Genomic DNA, 19,256 nt, shown 5'->3' with positions numbered 1-19,256 from the left:
GATGCGGAAATAGGTTAGGAGTACAGGTTTTTCTTTAAAACGGCCATCGTTTCCTGTTGTCTTTTGACCACAAAATCCCTTGCCTTAAGTGCTTTCTTTTTGGCGCTTTTGGGATCTTTGGCTATAGCCAGCACAGCCGGCGTAATGGCTGATACATCGGAGGGGACGTCCATATCGAAAAGCCAGTCGCCCAGACCGATGTCTTTCCACATAAAACCTTTACTGGTTTGTTCGCCAAAACGGCCTACCGTAGCGGGAATTCCATTACCAATGCACATAATGGGTGAATGCATTTCGAGCCCGAATAATCCGGCTGATCGGATATAGGTACTTACTGCCTCGTCGGTCAGCCAGTATTTTTCCCTTAATACCACCTTTGCTTTTACATCCTCAGGTAGTTTGTCGTACAGCATTTCCTTGCCTATGGACACCTGTGTTTCATCTTCCGGGCAAATGAGGATTTTCATGGAGGTTTGCCTGACAACCGCAATGATGGTATCCCTTATCGGACCGTTATCATGTTCTTTCATTTTCTGATTGATAGCATCCTTTTCTTCATCAATTGTCCTTTTTTTACTAGGTATTTTCCACCAGGGGGTATAGCGGTAGCGCGGTATGACGCACATGAATTTGCCCTCTTCCAGGTGGTGCGTTTTCATGAAATCGATTGCGGAAGCATCGTCTTTTACATCAACAGCAAAGGCACCGTCCGGTCCAAATTCCATGATCGGGCATTTTACTCCCACCTCTTTGGCAATGGAAAGAGAAACAGAATCCCTGAAATAAGCGAAGCGTGCGTTGTTCAGTAACTCAATATCCTGTGGGGAGGCTTTCCTGGCCTGATCAGGCGTACCGTAAACTCCGGGGAAAGTTATCCCATAAACACCATAAGGCTTTCCCGTTTTGCGCCAGTCTTCCAGCGTGGCACGGGCAACAAGCGATGGGCCTGAGCCATGCAGCATAAAATCGGCTTCGGCCATGGCTGATTTTTTATCCTCATCGGTTTTGATAATTTTCAGTTTCGGGAACCGTTTCATGAGCATTTCTTCAACGCCGTTGCCAACGTCGGAGGGCCATAGGCGCACTTCTACGCCGGGCAGGTATTTTTCCAGCAGCGCAAGTACCCCCGGGGTATGCCCTATATCACCGATGTTAACCGTCTGCCAGGACGAGCGTAGGATAAGTACCGGATTTTTTTTGTTAGAAAAGCCTTGCAGCGGGGTTAATAAGGAAAGTGCTGCAAGCGCAGAGCCCTTAAGGAATTCCCTTCTTCCGGGATATCTGATATTTCTCATGTGGTTGTTGTTATCCGGAATTCCGGTGGTTATGGTTGGATGCCGGATCAGAAAAGTGACGGCAGGATGGACAAAAAAGAAATCAGTGCAATTTTTTCAACCAGTACTTGTCGTAAGGTTTTGATGGCACGGTAAATGGTGTTCCGCAGGATCTGATAGTCGAGCCCGGTGATTCCTGTAATTTCTTCATAACTGAGTTTTTCAAAAAAACGCAGGAAGATCACCTCCTGCTGCCTGGCTGGTAATGACCTGACTGCATCCTGCAATTTCCTGTGCATATCTTCTTCCTGTTCTTCGTCTGCGAGGTTTTCGTAGTATAAACAGGAAACCGAATCATCAGAAAAGTCATCGGTTGATAACCTGGCATTGATTACATCTTTGAGTATAATGCGACGAAGGGAAATGGCCAGATAGTATTTTACAGAATCCGGGACGGATAAATTTTCGCGCCGATTCCAGATATTAACAAACAATTCCTGTACAGCATCCCGTATCATTTCCCGGTTATAATGCACGGATAACCCATATTTCAAGAGCCAGTCGGCATACCTTTCGTAGAAAAAAGCAAGTGCCGCCTGATCTCCATTCAGGAGCTTGATCCAAATTTTGGTTTCATCGGTATGTCGGGAAAGCGATGGCATCAGGCGAGACTGGGAAATGAAGGAAGTGTTTTATGTAACGATAAGTGGAATAAATATTATAATAAGGTACTAATAATTACCGTAAATCAACCAGCTATTTCCGGTTTGATTCCGGATTACAATTATTTGTACCCCGGATTCTGTACCAGTTTCGGATTTACGTCCATGTCATTCTGTGGGATTGGAAGTAATACGTGATATGGCTGGATGAGTGCATTTCGGTTAAAACTGTTTTCCGCTTTGACGGCCTGTATCAAACGACCCGTTCGGATGAGGTCAAACCTGCGGTTGTTTTCAAATGTCAGTTCCAGGCGCCTTTCCAGCCATACAGCCTCCTTAAAACTTTCGTAGGTAAGCCCCGCTAACGGCGTAAGTCCCGCCCGTATCCGGACTTTGTTCAGTGCCGTATAGGCTTCTGCGTTTGGCCCGTTGTTTGTTTCATTCAATGCCTCAGCATACATCAGTAATACATCTGCATAGCGGAGTACCGGTCTGCTGGTTCCTTCACCACCGTTGGTTTTGGCCGACTTGTCCCAGAGTTTCTGAAATGAAATGGCTTTTGTGAAATCCGGATCAGTGATGGACAGGGTAGTGGTCACATTGTTATAGACATAGGAAGTAATGAAGGTGACCGCTTTGCGTTTGTCGGCTTCGGTATAGAGGTTAAACAAACTGGCGGTTGGTCTTGCAATGCCCGCACCACCTCCCGGATAAATGGGAGCTGAACGCACCCCAAAACCACGACCAAGGCTATGCCCGCGTACATCGGTGAGGTATTGTACTTCAAAGATATTCTCTTTACCACCGCGCGCCGTAAGTGCAAACGCATCGGCGAAATTGGCATGCAGGTCGTATACCCCAAGGTCCATTACTTCTTTTGCTTTTGTTGCTGCCTGCGCCCAGAAAGGAGAGGACTGCGTGGTACCGGCCCGATACAGGTATAACCGGGCAAGGATTCCTTTGGCCGCTCCCTGTGTCGCCCTGCCAGACTCGCTGGCCGGATAGGTTTTGGGCAGTACTGCTTCTGCCTCTTTCAGGTCCGACTCGATAAGATCATAAACCTTGGCCGCGGGGGAGCGCTCGATCTCCAGGCCGTCCAGTGAGCTGGTTTCTTTGGTGACGATCGGGACGTCTCCGTAATACTGCACCAATGTAAAATAATGCAAAGCCCTTAAAAACCGGGCTTCGGCGATGTATCTTTTTTTCAGTTCTTCATCCATGGTTATTCCCGGTAGCCGGTCAATAACAATATTGGAACGATTGATCCCCGAATAAGAACTGGCATAGGAGCTGATCAGCGAATTGGAGGGGGTAAGGTCATATCGCCAGAGCAATGGCCGGTCTGCCGCTCCTGTCAGGAACGGAATGGCGTCGTCGGTGGTGGTGATATCCAGATTGGGATCCGGGTTACTGATTACCGCATAACATGCTCCCAACGCTGCTTTTGCATCGTCTGCTGTTTTGTAGTAGGTAGCATTGGTTAAATTCGTTACCGGGGAAAGGTCCAGCTGGCTCTCACATGCAGAGAACAAAATGGCCATTAAAGGTACTACTTTATAAATCTTCATGATGGATGCAAGGATTTAGAATTTTAGATTGATGCCTGCCAAGATCGTTTTCGCTGCGGGGTAAGCGCCATAATCCAGTCCCTGGCTGAGCGACGAACTTCCGTACCGGTTCACCTCAGGGTCAAGGCCCGAATATTTAGTGAAGGTGAGATAGTTTTGCAAAGCCACATACACCTTTGCCGAGCCGACAGATACCCGGCTCAACCAGGATTTGGGCAGATTATAACCGAAAGAGATGTTCTTTACACGCAGGTAGGAGCCGTCTTCTATGTGCAGGCTGGACAGCAGCCTGGAACCGCCCGCCGCATTGGCACGGGGAATGGTGTTGCCGGGGTTGGCAGGCGTCCACCGGTCCAGTGCCTTGGCCGACTGGTTGTTTCCGCCCGTCATGTTAAGAAGATCAAACGTTCCGTAGTTCAGGATTTCATTACCATAGCTTCCCTGTATGAAAATATTCAGGTCAAAACCTTTAAAGGAAAAGGTATTATTGAGGCCGCCGAAAAAGTCAGGATTGGAATTTCCGATAATATCCCGGTCCAGGTCACTGATGTTGCCGTCACCGTTGAGATCTTTGTAACGGAGGTCACCTGGCTTGGCATTTTTCTGTGAAGAGGCATCCACCTCGGCCTGATTCTGGAAAATACCATCCGTTACCAAGCCGAAAAAGTTGCCAAGCGGACTGCCGACCCTCAGTAAAATCGGGTTTTGTGAAGTGTTGTGAATGGTAGCGTCCGAGCCGGTCCTGAACTCCTGACGGCCGTCCAGCGTCAGTATTTTGTTTCTGTTAAAGGTGATATTAAATTCCGACGCCCAGCGAAAACCACCGTGGTCGATATTGATGCTGTTGAAAGAAAATTCAAATCCGGCATTGCGGACACTGCCGATATTTTTCAGGGTGGTTGAGAATCCGGAGGAAGTCGGGACACCTACACTAAAAAGCAGGTCTGAGGTTTTCTTGATATAGTAATCTGCTGACAGCTGGATGCGGTTTCTGAAAAAACTGATATCAACACCCGCATCAAACTGAGCGTTTTTTTCCCAGCGCAGGTCGGGATTGGCAATGCCTGCGGTTGCCGAGCCAGTGTAAAGCGTACCTCCGATTACGTAGGAGGGAGAGCTGATATTGGCGAGGTATCTGTAATTATCGATGTCCTGATTTCCGGTAAGGCCATAACTCATCCTTATTTTGGCATCAGAGATGGCCGTAATATCCTTTACCCATTTTTCATTGGCAATTTTCCAGGCCAGTGCTCCCGAGGGGAAAAAACCGAATTTGTTGTTGGGCCCGAACCTCGAGGAGCCATCGCGACGGGCAGTGAAAGTAGCGAGAAACCGGTCGTCGTAAGCATAATTTGCCCTTGCTATGTAGGAAATCAGTCGCCACTGGCTGGCGCCTGTGGAGGGTGATACCAGGGTGGAACCGGCCCCAAGGTTGTTGTATTGGGCGAAATCGTCAGAAAAAGTGTTGGCATAGGCCGTTACCGTTTCTCTGCCCAGACCTTGGATGGTATAACCCAGCAGAGCGCTGATGTTGTGACGGGGTGTTAGCTGGCGGTTATAATTCAGGGTGTTTTCGTTGAGCCAGTTCACATCTTGAGTATTTCCCACCGAACCTTTCCCGCCCACACTGGCGCCGTCAATGGCAAGCCGCGTAACGTAAGCATTGGTTTTGGTAGTGATCAGGTCAGCTCCGAAACTCGTTCTGAAATTCAGTCCGTTCAGAATTTTGTAGTCGATAAAAGTATTGGCCAGCAGGCGGATGGTGGCGGTTTTATTTGTGAATTCATTCGCCAGCGCCAAAGGATTATCCACTGCCAGCCCGTTGAGCGTACCCTGGTTTTTGAAGTAGCTGCCGTTAGCATTGCGTACCGGAAAGGTTGGGGAATAACTCAGTGCAGCACTGATAACGCCTCCTCCTGCATTTCCGTCCACTTCTGTACGTGCGTTGCTGCCAGTGGTATAGGCCCCCTGCATGGTTAGTCCCACTTTTAATCTGGTACTGAGATCGTTGTCCAGGTTTGCCCGCAGGGTGTATCTTTTGAAATTCGAATTAAGAATAATACCGTCCTGCCCGAAGTAACCAAATGAAATGGCATAACGTGATTTGTCTGTTCCCCCAGAAACAGATAGCTGATGACTTTGAATAGGGGCGTCGCGGAGTACTACTTTCTGCCAGTCTGTGCCTGCACCCAGGGTAGTCGGCGCGGGCTTATCCGCTGTGCTTCCGTCGAAATAAGGTTTCCCGCCGTTATTGGTTTGTGCCTCATTTACAAGCTCCGCAAATTGCCTGGCATTTAATAACGGGATGGTCCGGCGCACCGACTGGTTACCGTAGTATCCGTCGTAACTGATAACGGCTTTCCCGGCTTTTCCTCTTTTGGTGGTAACCAATACCACGCCGTTTGAACCCCGAGATCCATATATAGCGGTTGCTGAGGCATCCTTAAGTACCTCTATGGATTCTATATCATCTGTATTGATACTGTTTAAATTCCCGGTAGGGAAGCCGTCAATTACATACAGCGGATCGTTTCCCGCATTGACGGAACCAGAGCCCCGGATACGGATTGTGGATCCTCCGCCCGGACGCGCCGAATTGGTTACTACCTGCACACCAGCGGCCCTGCCTTGCATGGCGCGGTCCAGCGATGAAATGGGCGTTGCCTTAATGTTAGCTTCTCCTACCTTGGTAACGGATCCTGTCAGGTCACTTTTCCTGACGGTTCCATAACCTACCACCACTACTTCCTCAAGTGCCTTCGTGTCCAGTTTAAGTACTATGTTGATATTCCCCTGGTTGCCCACTGTGATCTCCTGGGAAAGATACCCCACAAAGGAAAATATAATCTTTGAGGCGGGATCAGGGACATCCAGTGAAAATTTTCCGTTGGGGTCCGTAATGGTTCCGTGCTGGGTCCCTTTCACAATCACACTGACACCGGGTAACGGATCATTTTTTTCATCGGAAACGGTTCCGCTGATCGTAATATCCGAAGAAGCTGTAACAATTTTGGCTTTCCCGGCCTGGAAAGATGTTGCCTGTCCCCGGTTGTTGTCTTCACTCATTACCGCGGGTTCGGTAAGTATCTCCTGTTTCAGATTGCTTGTCTGAGGCTTTACAGAAGGTTTCTGTTCTCCTGCCTGAACAAAGATAACATAAGATTTTTTGCCGAACCGTTCATACTGAAGAGTTAACGGGTCTAATATACGTTTTAACTTTTTATCTAACCCTTCATTGCCACTCAGCAGCTTTGTATTGACCGTTTTGTCTTTCACGAGGCGGTCGCTGAATTCAAAGCTTACATTGTAATGTTTGCTGAGTTTATCCAGTGCTTCACTCAGGGTAATGGTGTTGGGAGATTTGTCCTCCTGCTGCGCGGGTTCCTGTATGTAATGGGCGGCGAGCGTTTGGCTCAGTGCGGGCCTGGTTATGCATAGCACTATTGCAATGATTGCATATAATATTTTGTACATGCTATTTTAAATGTTTGGTTTAGAGGAATTTTATTTTTAGCCCCGGCAGTTCATTTCAAATGATATTCGTCGCCGTTTCTGGTGACTTCCATCGGGAACATTTTTTCAAGTTTCTGAAACAAAACCTGTGAAGAATCGGAAGGGAACGAACCTGTAAAAGTTTCCTTTTCGAGGGCCGGATTATCAATCACAACTTGCATCCCGTAGAGGTCTTTCATCATTTCGGAAATTTCGACCAACGATTTTTTTCTGAAAACTATCACCTTGTTTTTCCAGGAGGAATAATCCTCCACAGCTACTTTTTCCTTTGTCAGTGTCGGATGGCCGTCCGACTGCGTGGCACTTTCTCCGGGTTTCAACAGGACGGAATTGTCCTTGTTTTTTTTGTCAATCACTTTCACTGCGCCGTGTTCCAGGGCAACATTCACGGTTCCGCGCCGGTTGGTAACGTTGAACGCTGTTCCCAGGACCTGGATGGAAAGGTCATTCGCATGCACTGTAAAAGGAATTTTTTTGGCATGTACTATTCTTTTTTTTACTTCAAAAAAGGCTTCACCGTCAACCCATATCTCTCTTTCGTTCGTGCCAAGGAAATCCGCCGCGTATCGGAGCCTGGAATTGGAATTCAGGGTTACAATAGACCCATCGGCCAGCGTTATTTTTTTGATTTGTCCAAATGAAGTTGAAGTCTCCTTCATACCGGATTGTTGAAACAGAATTCCGATTGAACCCAGAATAAACACCAGGCTGGCTGCTGCCAGCCAGATTTTTCGTCCGGTTAAACGGAAAACCTGCGGTCTGGTAACATCAGCAGGAATAAGTTGCTGCTGTATATTTTTCCACATCTCGGATCGCTCCTGGGCGCTCCATTGTTCAGGGAAATGGTTGTTGTAAACAATGGCTACGGCCTGTTCGATCAATGCCTTTTTATCAGGATTTTCCCGGATCCAGTTTTGCCAGAAAACGTTACTTTCAGTGTCTGGGCGTAACACCCATTCCTGGAAGAAGTCGTCAGCTAAAAAATCTTCGATGGTAAAATTCCTGTAATGCATCTTCAGATAGGACAAAAAGAAAACTGAATATTTAAACTATATCCAAAGAAGAGAAGAGGGTTATTTTGTAACCTTTAAAAAGTGAAAATTTTTCAAATTAAAATGCAGTATGTATTAAGCTTCTGATTAAGAATAAGATAGGTGTATAGTTTCTCTGGGGTTATTCAAAGAATTTCAACAAATGCCTACAGGGTAACTTCGGGCTATCGGAATAATAGGAGCGGCACAAAGGGGATTAGTATCTGCCACCCAAACAACACAGCCGCCCCGGAAACCCGGAGCGCTGTAACTCTTAACCTCTATTTAAAATTTCAGTCTTCCGCCATTTTAATCAAAAGGGCCTGAACATAATCAATACGATCATAACTGGTATTACGGCCACCCGTAGTGGATGTTTTGATTAACAATTCCGGTGTTATCTGCAGGCATATTTGGGATAAACCAATTGTATGTCGTTATATTCCAACCATTTTGGCTAAAATTGCATCACGGATAAAATACCTTGCCATGAGATTCTGGATAATTGTATGGGTTCTGGTTTCAGTTGTGTTTTGGAACTGTAAAAAGGACAAGGAAGAAACGCCTTTACCGTTCGAAAGTATTGTGGGCAGATGGCGTGCCGACGCGGTGGAAAATACCGTGAACGGTCAGAAGGTCTGGGAAAAGGTTTTGTATACGGATCCCTATTATTTCAGCTTCCGTGACGATGGCGTCATACTGGACAGCAGGGGATTGCCAGCCTGTTGCAGCCCCGACTCTTTGAAAGTTAATGGCGTTGCATTTAAAATTATTCCCCAATCAGGGCTTCCGGACAATCCTGCCTGTGCTTATGTAGATTGCGTGGGATGTCCGAGCTGGGATATCCAGCAAAATGGTGATGAGATCATCATTTCCTACTGTTACGGAGTCCAGCGTGCCAAATTCATCAGAGAATAAAAGTGGCTGCGCCTCTTCGTATTTTATGGCCCTGAACGAGTTGAACTTTCTACTGCCAGACCTGAGCACGCCTGCATAACTAAAACAACCAGAGACGGAAAGAGCTTATTCACAGTATGTAAACAATTTTACAATTGCATCGTTGTTGCATGTTTATTTCTTGTTTATATTTGCAACATTGTTGCAAATATAAATCATTATCATGACAAGAAAAAAGTTACCCGTGACCGTTCTTAGCGGCTTTTTAGGAGCTGGAAAAACAACCCTGCTCAATCATATTCTCCACAACAGGCAGGGCCTGAAAGTGGCTGTGATTGTTAACGATATGAGCGAGATTAACATAGACGCGCAATTGGTCAAAAATGAAAATACCCTCAGCCGGACAGAAGAAAGGCTGGTGGAAATGTCCAACGGGTGTATATGCTGCACGCTCCGGGGAGACCTGATGGTGGAAGTGGAAAAGCTGGCAAGGGAAAACCGGTTTGATTATCTGTTAATTGAAAGCACAGGGATATCCGAGCCGGTGCCTGTTGCCCAGACTTTTTGTTTTGTAGATGATAAAAATGGCATTGACCTTTCGGAATGGGCAGCAATAGACGGTATGGTTACGGTTGTGGATGCGTTTAATTTCCCCAGAGATTTTGGTTCTGCGGATACCGTTGCGGGACGAAGCCTGAACGAGGAAGAAGTAGATACCCGAGCGATTGTCAACCTGTTAACGGATCAAATTGAATTTGCGGACGTTATCATTCTCAACAAGACTGATCTGGTGTCCAGGGAGAATCTGGAAGAACTTCATGCCGTGATTAAAGCGCTGAACCCGGTAGCACGCATGATTGAAAGCTCGTTTTCAAAAGTAGAAATACGGGATATTCTCCATACAAAGCTGTTTAACTATGAAAAAGCCGAACAGTCGGCAGGTTGGATCCAGGAGCTTAATAAAAATGGAACCCACCTTCCTGAAACAGAAACATACGGAATTACTTCATTTGTTTTCCGGGATCCGAGGCCTTTTCATCCGCAGAGATTCTGGCAATATCTGTCGGGCAACTGGCCTGCTGGTATTATCAGAAGCAAAGGGTTGTTCTGGATCGCATCCCGGCCTGCTGATGCGTTGAACTGGAGCCAGGCAGGCGGGTCGCTGAGAGCAGAACCTGCAGGCGTATGGTGGGCGAGTATGCCATTAGCCCAGCGGTTAAGGTACCAGGCTTTTATTGAAAACCGCACACAGATCGAATCGGGGTGGGGGCGCTTCGGAGACCGTTCGAACGAGTTGGTGATCATCGGGCAGGATCTGGATCAGCACTCCATTACAAAAGAATTAAATCTTTGCCTCTGTACGGAGAAGGAGATCAGGGATATGGAAAGCGGCATAAAATTGAAGGATCCTTTCCCGAATTTCTGAAATCGGAAGATTTTGCCGATAACGGATTGTCTGAGACGGCTGGAAGGAGAGAACTGGCCTGGCGTAGACAGTAAACCAAATGTCCGAATATAACGTTTCCCTTAAGGTCTGCTGCAAAGCGGCGGAGATGTAATATATAGAGAAGCTGATTTTATCATCCGGGATTTATGAAAATGAATAATTGTAACAGGAGAAATGAGTATTTTCTTTCCTGTTCTGTGAATGTCTTTTTGACCATGCTGCTGGGCTTTGGACTAACGGCCTGCCATGTAAAACTACCTGCCAAATTTTACAGGAAGCCGCTGACTGAAAAGGATTATGTTGAAAATAGAAAAGAGGATTATACCCTGCATCTCAACAACATACCAGAAGGATCACAGGTATTCGTTCAAACCAATGCCGGGGGGATGGCGCCTTACACAAAATTCCCAACGTCCGACACCCTTATTGCTTTGCGAAAACAGGTATCACGTCCTTATTTTTATGTTGTATCCGGGAAAGACAGTACGGTGTTAGCCAACCGGCGCGTTGATTTTGGGAAAGTGGTTAATTTCAGGGATATAGGGGGTATCATCACCAGAGACGGGAAGACTGTCAGATGGGGAAAGATATTCCGGTCGGATAACCTTTCCAGGTTGAAAAACAAAGAATTTGATAAATTCAATAACCTGAATATCTCCACCGTCTATGACCTTCGGACCAGTCATGAAATAAAAGGAAAGGAGGATCAGCTGCCCGATCAGGTAAAGTACTTCCATACTCCGATGGTGAAAGATAACGAGGGGCAGATTGCACAGTTACGTGCAAAAGTCATTGCCGGGGAAATATCAGAAGAGCAGGCGGTGGCGCAAACGATTGGCTTTTATAAGGATGCGGTTACGGTGAATATGGCAGCGTACAGAGATGTGGTACATCAGATTTTAGACGCAGATAAGCCGGTGCTGTACCATTGCTCTGCCGGGAAAGACCGCACGGGTATGGTATCTGCATTTATTTTATCGGTGTTGAATGTGGACAGGCAAACGATTGTCGACGAATACCTGATGTCCAACTATTACCGCAGAGGCAAGACTGAAAAAATGCTGGGCAAGGCAAAACTTGCCAGGGTGATTAAGCCACGAATGGATCTGCAAGCGATAGAAGTATTTATGAATGTGGATGAAAGTTACCTGAACGCCGTTTTTGAAATTGTGGATAAGCAGTATGGCGGTACAGATCTTTTTGTAAGGAACCAGCTAGGCATTGATGATGCGGCCCGAAAACGGATTATTGCAAAGTTTACCTATTAGATTGTCGGAAGGGGGGTGGTAATTAATTGAATGATAGTCATTTGTTTAATATCAGGATAGAAAAACGCTGGCGTGCTGGCGGACGTATGCTGTCATACGGTCGAGTGCCACGCTTTCCATTCCTTCCTGTTCGCGCAGCCGTTCTCTCAACCGCTGACTTTCCTGAACATCAAGCCTGAATATTCTGGAAGAAACTTGATCAGTAATGACGGGGTCAGCCAACACAAGCGTGATGGTCAAATGGGCGTTGTCCAGCCAGGCGTGGCTTCCATTCAGGATTTTGTGATCTATAACTTCCAGGAAATCGTAATAACGCTCGTGAAAGCTGAAGATCAGAATCGGGAGGTTTTCATGGTATTTGATCTGCAGGCCAATTTTGGATCCGGAATCCAGCAGATTGTCTTTAAAATGTGTATTCTTCAGGAGCACGTTCAGGGAATCGGATGTTGGCTGCAATCTTGTAATATCAGGGTGTATGTCCGCCATGCGTGTTGGTGTTGCAATTGTTTAATAAACTTTTCAATGACTGAAGAGTGCGCGGGTAATATTAATAATGGAATGGCCCGCTGAATTTTATTCAGAATAACTCGTCTTTATTGATCAGCCTCATGAATTCTTCGCGGTAACTTTTGCTCAGCGGGACTTCATTTCCTTTTACGAAAATCATATTGCCCTGAATGGTATCTATTTTGGCAAAATTAATAATATAGGAACGGTGGACCCTTATGAATTGAGAACGGGGTAATGTTTCTTCCATTTTTCCGAGCGCAACCAGCGTCAGGATTTTGCCCCTATCAGTATGGATCCGGATGTATTCGCCATATGCTTCTATGTAGTCAATTTCCATGTAGTGGATTTTGTGAATTTTGTAGTCCGCCTTAACAAAAAGATAGTTGGTTTCAAGGCTTTTTTCTTGCAGCTGCGGCTCACTGGATTCGGTATCTTTTCGGGCGGTGCTGGTATAGGAAATATATTCTGCTGCTTTGCTAACCGCCTGGAAAAAGCGTTCAAATGAAATAGGTTTAACCAGATAATCCAGTACGGAAAGTTCAAAACCTTTAATGGCATATTCTGTATAGGCAGTGGTGAAAATCGTAACCGGTCTGCTGCTGAGTGATTGCAGAAAACTGATACCGGTAAGGTCTGGCATTTGGATGTCCAGAAACAACAGGTCAACCTGACGCTGCTGTAAAACTACCTGAGCTTCCAGCGCGCTGGCACAAGTACCGGCAAGGTGGAGTGAAGGTATCTTGTTTACGTAATCGGCCAAAAGTCTTCGGGCCAGTACTTCATCATCTACAATCAGGCAGCTGATATTTTTCATGACAATTGTAAAGTCAATTCTACTTCATAGATTTCAGGAGTTTCCGATAATTGCAGAACGTACTGGTCGGGATAGATCAGGTCCAGCCGTTTGCGGACATTCTGCAATCCTAGCCCCCCGGGTTGTTCTGCGTTTGCCGGAGTTTTCCTTTTGGTATTTACACACCTGAACAGCAGGCGATGTTTTTCGTCCACCGCCAGGGTTATTTTAATATAGCCTTGTGGATTAATATCAAGGTCGGAATGTTTAAATGCATTTTCAAGAAAACCGAGTAACAATAACGGAGCGATCCTGTGCTCAGGTACAATACCTGACGCTCGAAAGTCGATCTGATCCTGATAGGACACCGATTTTAATTTCTGCATATCTGCCATGTTCTGTAAGAATCTTACTTCTTTATCGAGGCTTACACGGTCGTCCTGGCATTCGTACAACATATAACGCAGCAATTCGGAAAGCTTCATGACCATCGGTGCAGCGTTGTCTTCTTTCAGGTAAGCCAGTGTATAAATGTTGTTGAGGGTATTGAATAAAAAATGTGGGTTGATCTGATTTTTTAGGAATTGCAATTCACTTTCCAATTGTTTTTTTGCCATTTCCGATTGCCGCTGTAAGGCCTTAAAGCGGTCCGTGGCAAATTTATAGGCTGTACTGCTGATCAGTACAGTGACCAGAAACAGGTAGATCCTTCCGAATAAAAATAGCCTGGGGAAGCGGATTTCACGGCGCCAGGTGGGTATTCTGAACTCAGGAGCATGGAGCGTGATCTGTAGGCGGCACAAAATGATCAGCAGTACCACCACCAGAGAGCCGTATGCAAGGTATTTTTTCTTTTCCAGGAATTCCGGGATCAGGTAAAGGATATTGATATAGGCGGTCATGGCCTGGACGCCCACATGTACCGTTGCTGCCCAAACCGCCCTGTCGAACTGCTGAAAGCCCGACAATATGAGTATCCAGATCAGCCAATAACCCAGCCAGAAAAGATAGGGCTGCATCCGGCGCGTGTTAAATTCAGCTTTCTGCCACATAGGCTGTGTTTGTTTTTTGTCACAAGTGTAAATGAAAAGCCTGGTATCATCAATTTTCTCCTGCGGATGCCCACCCCTTACCCACGAATGGTATACTTTTTCCTTTGAATGAATAAAGGTGGCATGAAAAGCCGATCACAGGATAGAGCAGCCCGCTGGTGGCCTGTTTCTCCAAGTTCGCTGAATATTTTTTCGTCACTGATAGCGTATGTGTTGTTTTGGCTCATCGGAATAAAAAAATGTTCACTTAAAACTTACGATCATGAAAAAAACAAAAGTAATTATCCTGCTCATTGCCAGCTTTGTGCTGGTGATGTCAAAGATTTCCGCTCAAAGTACCCTAAAAGAATTACCAGCAGATGAGCGGGCTAAAATGCTCACGGAAAAAATGACGGCTTCCTTAAAACTGGATTCGGTCCAGGTGGTTAAAGTAGGAGATATCAATCTGAAATATGCCAGGAAGATAGACCCGGTTATAAAAGGCAATGGCAGCAGAATGTCAAAATTGAAGGCTTTCCGGGATATTAATCAGGAGAAGCAAGCTGAGCTGAGGAAGGTACTTTCGAAGGAACAGTTTGGACAGTACCAGAAAATGCAGGAAGAAATGAGGGATAGGATAAGGCAAAGGTAATTTCGGAAGGTTCACTCACAATTTTTTTGAAGTTTGAAATGAAAAATATTCTTCTTGTATTCATCGCTCTCGTAATTTGCTCATGCCGTGTCGAGGTAGGACCAGATCCGGAAAAACCCTATGATTTTACAACGGTTGATCAGTTTATAGACCAGCATGCATCCGATTATAATAACCAGGTAATAGTCCTGGTTTCACAAAACGGGAAGCTCATTTACCAGAAGGGCATTGGACTAGATACCGAAAGTGTCAGACCTATTGCCTCCGCTTCCAAATGGCTTTCCGCCGCGGTTATCATGGCCCTGGTGGATGACCATAAAATAGCCCTGGAAGATACCGTTGGTAAATTTCTGCCCATTTTTACGGCAAACGGGAAAGGCTCCATCACCATTCGCCAATTGTTTTCACATACGGCGGGTTTTGACGGAGATACTCCTCAGGGCTACGAATACCAACGCCAACTGACACTGGCCGAGGCTGTGGATTCTATTGCTGTACATACCGTGTTGAAATTTGCACCTGGCACTACGTTCAGCTATGGAAGCGCAGGCATGCACATTGGTGGCAGGATTGCGGAGCTTGTTTCGGGTAAGCAATGGCAGGACCTGTTTGAAGAGAAGATTGGCAGGCCATGCAAAATGGTCGCGCGTTATGGGTCAGTTACCAATCCGATCATCGCTGGTGGGGTTCGTACCTCGGCCGCAGCATACCTGAATTTTCTGGAAATGATTGTGAACCGGGGAGAATACAATGGTCAGCAGGTATTAAGTGAAAACGCCGTTTCGGTCATGCTTTCAGATCAGACCAACGGGGCCGTTATTTACGGTACACCCTACGCTACCAATCCTTTTTCACCCTTGCCGGACAATCCTGTCAGGTATGGAATGGGCAACTGGCTGGATGTTGTGGATGCGGACGGGAAGGTACTGGAAACGAGCAGCCCGGGCTTATTTGGTACCCATCCGTGGCAGGATTCCAAAAACAAAATAGCAGGTATTATTTTTACCCAGACCTCGCCCAAAAAAAGCAATAATACCAGCCTCGAGGTCAGGAAGCTGATCAGGGATATCGTTGAAAATGATTAAACGGCAGGATCTACGGAAACCTTTTCAGTTACCAGTTGATAAATATGATACCTGGCCGGAAATGAAGGACCATGGTCCTTCATTTCCGGCATTCAGGCTATATACACAAGCATTATTTCAACATTTTGGCTCTATCGCAGTCTTGGAGAAACAAAACTTTAAAATGTATAAAACGGGGATTTTTCCGGAGGTACTAGTCACTTTCCGGCATAGGTAAGTATTAGTTCTGTTTTTGCCAAAGCCGGCACGGACCTAAATATCTGTACATGAAGTTTTTTCTCTTTTGCTTATTCCTTATCCCCTTCCAGCTTGTGGCACAGTCCGCAGGCGATCAGAAGTTTATTCAGGAAGTTGTTACAGTATACACCGCCAAGGACGGATTGCCCGATGGCCCGGTGGATAAAATAATATTCAGTAAGGGAAATCCCGTGGCGCAGACGCCTCAGCAAAGTTTTCAGTTTAATGGTGAAAAATGGATTGCTGTTACTTCGGTCAAGTCGGCTGCTTCTCCCTCATTACCTGTTGTTCAGGGCACCAAGGTGTTGTCGGCAGTACCTTTCAGGGGAGGTTATGCACTTGGCTGTGAGCAGGGATTATATATTTACAGCAGCAGTAAAAAATTAGAAAGAATTTTCCCGGAGGACAGCAAGTATAGCTGGGTGATGAAAAATGTCAGCGCGCTTGTTACCGACAGCAAGGGCAGGCTCTGGTTTGGTTCGGAAGAGGGGGTGGGGTACCTGGATGGTAAATCCTGGAAATTGTTCACCGGCAAGGAAGGATTACCCTACAATAAATTTACTTGCGCCGCTGCGGGCGAGGATGGTATCGTTTGGTTCGGGACGGTGAAAGGGGCCATTGAAGTTGAAAATGATTTTTTCAAATACCGTTTCAGCCGACGCTGGCTAGCCGATGACCGCATCAGTCATATCGCCGTGCAACAGGATGGAACCGCCTGGTTTGCAACAGGTAAAGGTGTCAGCAGGATCAAACGGGTGGCTATGTCGCTGGAAGACAAGGCGCAAATTTTTACCAGACAGGTTGAGGAAAGACACAACCGAATGGGTTTTATTGCGCAAAGTCATTTGACAGAACGCTTTAATCCGGCTTCGTCGGAGGTTGCTATTTCGGATAACGATGGCATGTATACAGCTATGTATGGTGCGGCGCAGGCTTTCCGTTACGCGGCAACAGGTGATATGGAAGCAAAGGCGCTGGCCGACAGGAGTTTTAAAGCCTGCAAATGGCTCGTCGATATTTCCCATGAAAAAGGGTTTCCGGCCCGTGTCATCATCCCTGTCGACTGGCATGAACCGGTGAACGAAATATACAGCCGCGAATCCAATCTGAGGCACCAGAAGTCGGATCCGATGTGGAAGGACATTTATCCCCGCTTTCCCAAAAGCAAGGATGGAAAGTTTTTATGGAAATGTGACACCAGTTCGGATGAGCTGGCCGGCCATTTTTTCTTCTATGGGATTTATTATGACCTGGTAGCCAAAACAGAAGAAGAGAAAAAAGCTGTCCGTGAGGTGGTAGGGGATATAACTGATCATCTGGTTCGTCATGGGTATAAACTGGTGGATTATGATGGGAAGGTAACGCGCTGGGGAGATTTTTCTCCTGAATACTTCAATTCCGTATACGGCTATGACCAGCGCGGGCTCAACTCCATGATGATGCTGTCGTTCCTGAATGTTGCCAAGCACGTCACCGGTGATCCCAAATATGACCAGGAAGCTAAAACGCTGCGTGATAAGTATAACTATCATATCAGTGCGATGCATCCGAAAGAGTTTTTCCCGCCGGAAAACGTAGTACCCTGGGACAACAATCTATGCCTGATGAGTATGTATGGATTGATTAAATATGAAACGGATCCTTCTTTGCTGCTGATGTACCGGCAGTCGCTGGAAGCGGCATGGCAGCATATCAGCAAACAGAAGAATGCTTTCTGGGATGCTATCTATGCATCTATGGCCAACCGGTTTACGGAACTGGCAGACCAGAAAATGTTTGAAAATAAAAATCTGTTTCCCGAGAACAGGCTATATGCACCGAAAGTGGTTAAAAATCTTTACAAGGCCAGTAACAACGGAGATTATATTCTTGAAAACCTTCAGAAAATTCCGCTGGATCTGATCGGTTATACCATGGATAATACCCATCGCCTGGATGTTGTTTTTGATACCTCACCTTTGCAGGAGGAAAATGTTGGCTGGCGAACCAACGGATACGCTTTGCCCGTGGATGAGCGCGGGCATGTGCGCCAGGACCGGGACGGGTTTGCCTTGCTGGCTTCTGAGGGAGACGGCCACGACGAGCATGAAGGTACTTTTTTTCTTTTACCTTATTACATGGCTCATTATCACGGATTACTGGGTAAATGAGCCTCCGGAAACAGGGGTAGTTGTTTTGAGATCATGTATGGTGCTGATCTGAATTTGGCCCGGGTAGTATAGGATCCGAGTGAAATTCAGATCAGCAAGTGGTCCGAACGGTCCCGGTTAATCATCCCCGAACCATTTTTCAGGAATTTTCAGAGACCATACATCATTGGTAAGCGGCGGAACCATACCACCCGCGATCCAAAGCTTATCCTGGAACACAAATACCGAAGGCTCATGCCGTTCCTTCCAGGCGGGGGAAGATTCAAACTGTGTCCAGTTTTTGCCGTCTTTGGAATACCATACGTCCGGCCAGTTTTTATACGGATTGTTGGACCACCCGCCCAGTACCCAGATACGATCCCTGTAGGTGACAGCGGAGAACCATATCCTTTCGTGCCAGGGGGCTGAGGCCGTTTCCTGTGTCCAGTGAATACCGTCCGACGAGCTCCACACATCGTTATAGGCCTTGTATTGCGGTACATAATTACCTCCTCCGAACACATATATCTTCCCGTTCAGAACCGCCGCCTGATGATAGGCCCGGGGTGGCCATTCAGCCGAGGCAGTTTCCTGCTTCCAGTTTTTCCCGTCCGCCGAAGACCAGACATCGTTTTTAAGACTTTTATCGTCCCCGAAATAATAGTTTTCGGTACCACCGAGTATCCACATTCTGCCTTTGAAGGCCACCAAAGCTGCTGCAGCACGCGGTGTCCAGGAGGCTTGTTTGGTTTCGGCTTTCCAGTTAACCCCGTCCTTGGAAGACCATACCTCGTTTCCAGCCGAATGTCCTTCCAACCTGCCATTGTACCAGCCTCCCATCATCCACATTTTGTTTTTGAAGGTAATGGACATGGGCAGGTCACTGTGTATCCAGGGAGCGGAGGAGGTTATCTGCTGCCATTCCCTGCCGTCGGAGGAGCTCCATACATCCCGTGGAGGTGCTTCTTTGGAGTTGAACCATCCCCCCAGTATCCATAGCTTGCTTTTGTAAACCAGTTCCCCCTGTGAATCACGTGCCTGCCAAGCTGCCTTGCCTGTTTCCAGTACCCATTCAGGTTTGGAAGACTGGGCATGGGTCAATTGCGTGATTAACAATGCGGATATTGCTAAATATTTCATGCAGGATTTTCCAGATAGT

Annotated in this window: 15 protein-coding genes; 6 read left to right on the top strand and 9 right to left on the bottom strand. The window is 46.6% G+C overall.

Going from position 1 to position 19,256, the window contains the following annotated elements:
- Nucleotides 1–14: 14 nt before the first annotated feature.
- The 5 genes from KOE27_RS11410 to KOE27_RS11390 form a co-directional block, all read right to left on the bottom strand.
- Entirely contained in the window at nucleotides 15–1,295 is a 1,281-nt protein-coding gene (locus KOE27_RS11410; protein WP_215239012.1) for a polysaccharide pyruvyl transferase family protein, read from the bottom strand.
- A gap of 47 nt (nucleotides 1,296–1,342) precedes the next feature.
- Entirely contained in the window at nucleotides 1,343–1,936 is a 594-nt protein-coding gene (locus KOE27_RS11405) for an RNA polymerase sigma factor (protein WP_215239011.1), read from the bottom strand.
- A gap of 122 nt (nucleotides 1,937–2,058) precedes the next feature.
- Nucleotides 2,059–3,504, bottom strand: a complete 1,446-nt coding sequence (locus KOE27_RS11400; protein WP_215239010.1) for a RagB/SusD family nutrient uptake outer membrane protein — start codon at nucleotides 3,502–3,504, stop codon at nucleotides 2,059–2,061.
- Nucleotides 3,505–3,519: 15 nt separating this feature from the next.
- Nucleotides 3,520–6,978, bottom strand: a complete 3,459-nt coding sequence (locus KOE27_RS11395) for a SusC/RagA family TonB-linked outer membrane protein (protein ID WP_215239009.1) — start codon at nucleotides 6,976–6,978, stop codon at nucleotides 3,520–3,522.
- Nucleotides 6,979–7,028: 50 nt separating this feature from the next.
- On the bottom strand, nucleotides 7,029–8,045 hold the full coding sequence (locus KOE27_RS11390) for a FecR family protein (protein ID WP_215239008.1): 1,017 nt from the start codon (nucleotides 8,043–8,045) through the stop codon (nucleotides 7,029–7,031).
- A 492-nt stretch (nucleotides 8,046–8,537) separates the two neighbouring features.
- On the opposite strand from KOE27_RS11390, the gene KOE27_RS11385 reads away from it, so the two are divergent.
- The 3 genes from KOE27_RS11385 to KOE27_RS11375 all read left to right on the top strand — a co-directional run bounded on the left by KOE27_RS11385 (nucleotide 8,538) and on the right by KOE27_RS11375 (nucleotide 11,660).
- Nucleotides 8,538–8,966, top strand: a complete 429-nt coding sequence (locus tag KOE27_RS11385) for a hypothetical protein (RefSeq protein WP_215239007.1) — start codon at nucleotides 8,538–8,540, stop codon at nucleotides 8,964–8,966.
- A 202-nt stretch (nucleotides 8,967–9,168) separates the two neighbouring features.
- On the top strand, nucleotides 9,169–10,371 hold the full coding sequence (locus KOE27_RS11380) for a GTP-binding protein (protein ID WP_215239006.1): 1,203 nt from the start codon (nucleotides 9,169–9,171) through the stop codon (nucleotides 10,369–10,371).
- A 167-nt stretch (nucleotides 10,372–10,538) separates the two neighbouring features.
- Nucleotides 10,539–11,660 (top strand): tyrosine-protein phosphatase, encoded by a 1,122-nt coding sequence (locus KOE27_RS11375; RefSeq protein ID WP_229252741.1) that lies wholly within the window; start codon nucleotides 10,539–10,541, stop codon nucleotides 11,658–11,660.
- Nucleotides 11,661–11,711: 51 nt separating this feature from the next.
- Here KOE27_RS11375 and KOE27_RS11370 read toward each other — a convergent pair whose 3' ends face one another.
- The 3 genes from KOE27_RS11370 to KOE27_RS11360 all read right to left on the bottom strand — a co-directional run bounded on the left by KOE27_RS11370 (nucleotide 11,712) and on the right by KOE27_RS11360 (nucleotide 14,015).
- Nucleotides 11,712–12,146: a hypothetical protein gene (locus tag KOE27_RS11370; protein ID WP_215239005.1), complete on the bottom strand. Its 435-nt coding sequence runs from the start codon at nucleotides 12,144–12,146 to the stop codon at nucleotides 11,712–11,714.
- Between the two features lie 91 nt (nucleotides 12,147–12,237).
- Nucleotides 12,238–12,984, bottom strand: coding sequence for a LytR/AlgR family response regulator transcription factor (locus KOE27_RS11365; RefSeq protein ID WP_215239004.1), 747 nt, complete (start codon nucleotides 12,982–12,984; stop codon nucleotides 12,238–12,240).
- Nucleotides 12,981–14,015 (bottom strand): sensor histidine kinase, encoded by a 1,035-nt coding sequence (locus KOE27_RS11360; protein WP_215239003.1) that lies wholly within the window; start codon nucleotides 14,013–14,015, stop codon nucleotides 12,981–12,983. Before KOE27_RS11360 ends, KOE27_RS11365 begins: the two co-directional genes overlap by 4 nt.
- Before the next feature lie 262 nt (nucleotides 14,016–14,277).
- Here KOE27_RS11360 and KOE27_RS11355 point away from each other — a divergent pair, with 262 nt between their 5' ends.
- The 3 genes from KOE27_RS11355 (at nucleotide 14,278) to KOE27_RS11345 (ending at nucleotide 18,118) form a co-directional block, all read left to right on the top strand.
- Nucleotides 14,278–14,646: a hypothetical protein gene (locus KOE27_RS11355; protein ID WP_215239002.1), complete on the top strand. Its 369-nt coding sequence runs from the start codon at nucleotides 14,278–14,280 to the stop codon at nucleotides 14,644–14,646.
- Nucleotides 14,647–14,684: 38 nt separating this feature from the next.
- Nucleotides 14,685–15,731: a serine hydrolase domain-containing protein gene (locus tag KOE27_RS11350; protein WP_215239001.1), complete on the top strand. Its 1,047-nt coding sequence runs from the start codon at nucleotides 14,685–14,687 to the stop codon at nucleotides 15,729–15,731.
- Nucleotides 15,732–15,997: 266 nt separating this feature from the next.
- Nucleotides 15,998–18,118, top strand: coding sequence for a hypothetical protein (locus KOE27_RS11345; RefSeq protein WP_215239000.1), 2,121 nt, complete (start codon nucleotides 15,998–16,000; stop codon nucleotides 18,116–18,118).
- A 117-nt stretch (nucleotides 18,119–18,235) separates the two neighbouring features.
- Here KOE27_RS11345 and KOE27_RS11340 read toward each other — a convergent pair whose 3' ends face one another.
- Entirely contained in the window at nucleotides 18,236–19,237 is a 1,002-nt protein-coding gene (locus tag KOE27_RS11340) for a Kelch repeat-containing protein (protein WP_229252740.1), read from the bottom strand.
- Nucleotides 19,238–19,256 lie beyond the last annotated feature (19 nt).

It is taken from the genome of Dyadobacter sp. CECT 9275, from assembly GCF_907164905.1.
GTDB classification, from domain to species: Bacteria; Bacteroidota; Bacteroidia; order Cytophagales; family Spirosomataceae; genus Dyadobacter; species Dyadobacter helix.
The sequence above is the reverse complement of the archived record's forward strand: the minus strand, read 5'-3'. Positions and strand labels throughout refer to the sequence as shown.

Bases quoted from the DNA above. Each gene is read 5' to 3' on its own strand.
- KOE27_RS11410 (WP_215239012.1), bottom strand. From the start codon at position 1,295: ATGAGAAATATCAGATATCCCGGAAGAAGGGAATTCCTTAAGGGCTCT.
- KOE27_RS11405 (WP_215239011.1), bottom strand. From the start codon at position 1,936: ATGCCATCGCTTTCCCGACATACCGATGAAACCAAAATTTGGATCAAG.
- KOE27_RS11400 (WP_215239010.1), bottom strand. From the start codon at position 3,504: ATGAAGATTTATAAAGTAGTACCTTTAATGGCCATTTTGTTCTCTGCA.
- KOE27_RS11395 (WP_215239009.1), bottom strand. From the start codon at position 6,978: ATGTACAAAATATTATATGCAATCATTGCAATAGTGCTATGCATAACC.
- KOE27_RS11385 (WP_215239007.1), top strand. From the start codon at position 8,538: ATGAGATTCTGGATAATTGTATGGGTTCTGGTTTCAGTTGTGTTTTGG.
- KOE27_RS11380 (WP_215239006.1), top strand. From the start codon at position 9,169: ATGACAAGAAAAAAGTTACCCGTGACCGTTCTTAGCGGCTTTTTAGGA.
- KOE27_RS11375 (WP_229252741.1), top strand. From the start codon at position 10,539: ATGAAAATGAATAATTGTAACAGGAGAAATGAGTATTTTCTTTCCTGT.
- KOE27_RS11370 (WP_215239005.1), bottom strand. From the start codon at position 12,146: ATGGCGGACATACACCCTGATATTACAAGATTGCAGCCAACATCCGAT.
- KOE27_RS11365 (WP_215239004.1), bottom strand. From the start codon at position 12,984: ATGAAAAATATCAGCTGCCTGATTGTAGATGATGAAGTACTGGCCCGA.
- KOE27_RS11360 (WP_215239003.1), bottom strand. From the start codon at position 14,015: ATGTGGCAGAAAGCTGAATTTAACACGCGCCGGATGCAGCCCTATCTT.
- KOE27_RS11355 (WP_215239002.1), top strand. From the start codon at position 14,278: ATGAAAAAAACAAAAGTAATTATCCTGCTCATTGCCAGCTTTGTGCTG.
- KOE27_RS11350 (WP_215239001.1), top strand. From the start codon at position 14,685: ATGAAAAATATTCTTCTTGTATTCATCGCTCTCGTAATTTGCTCATGC.
- KOE27_RS11345 (WP_215239000.1), top strand. From the start codon at position 15,998: ATGAAGTTTTTTCTCTTTTGCTTATTCCTTATCCCCTTCCAGCTTGTG.
- KOE27_RS11340 (WP_229252740.1), bottom strand. From the start codon at position 19,237: ATGAAATATTTAGCAATATCCGCATTGTTAATCACGCAATTGACCCAT.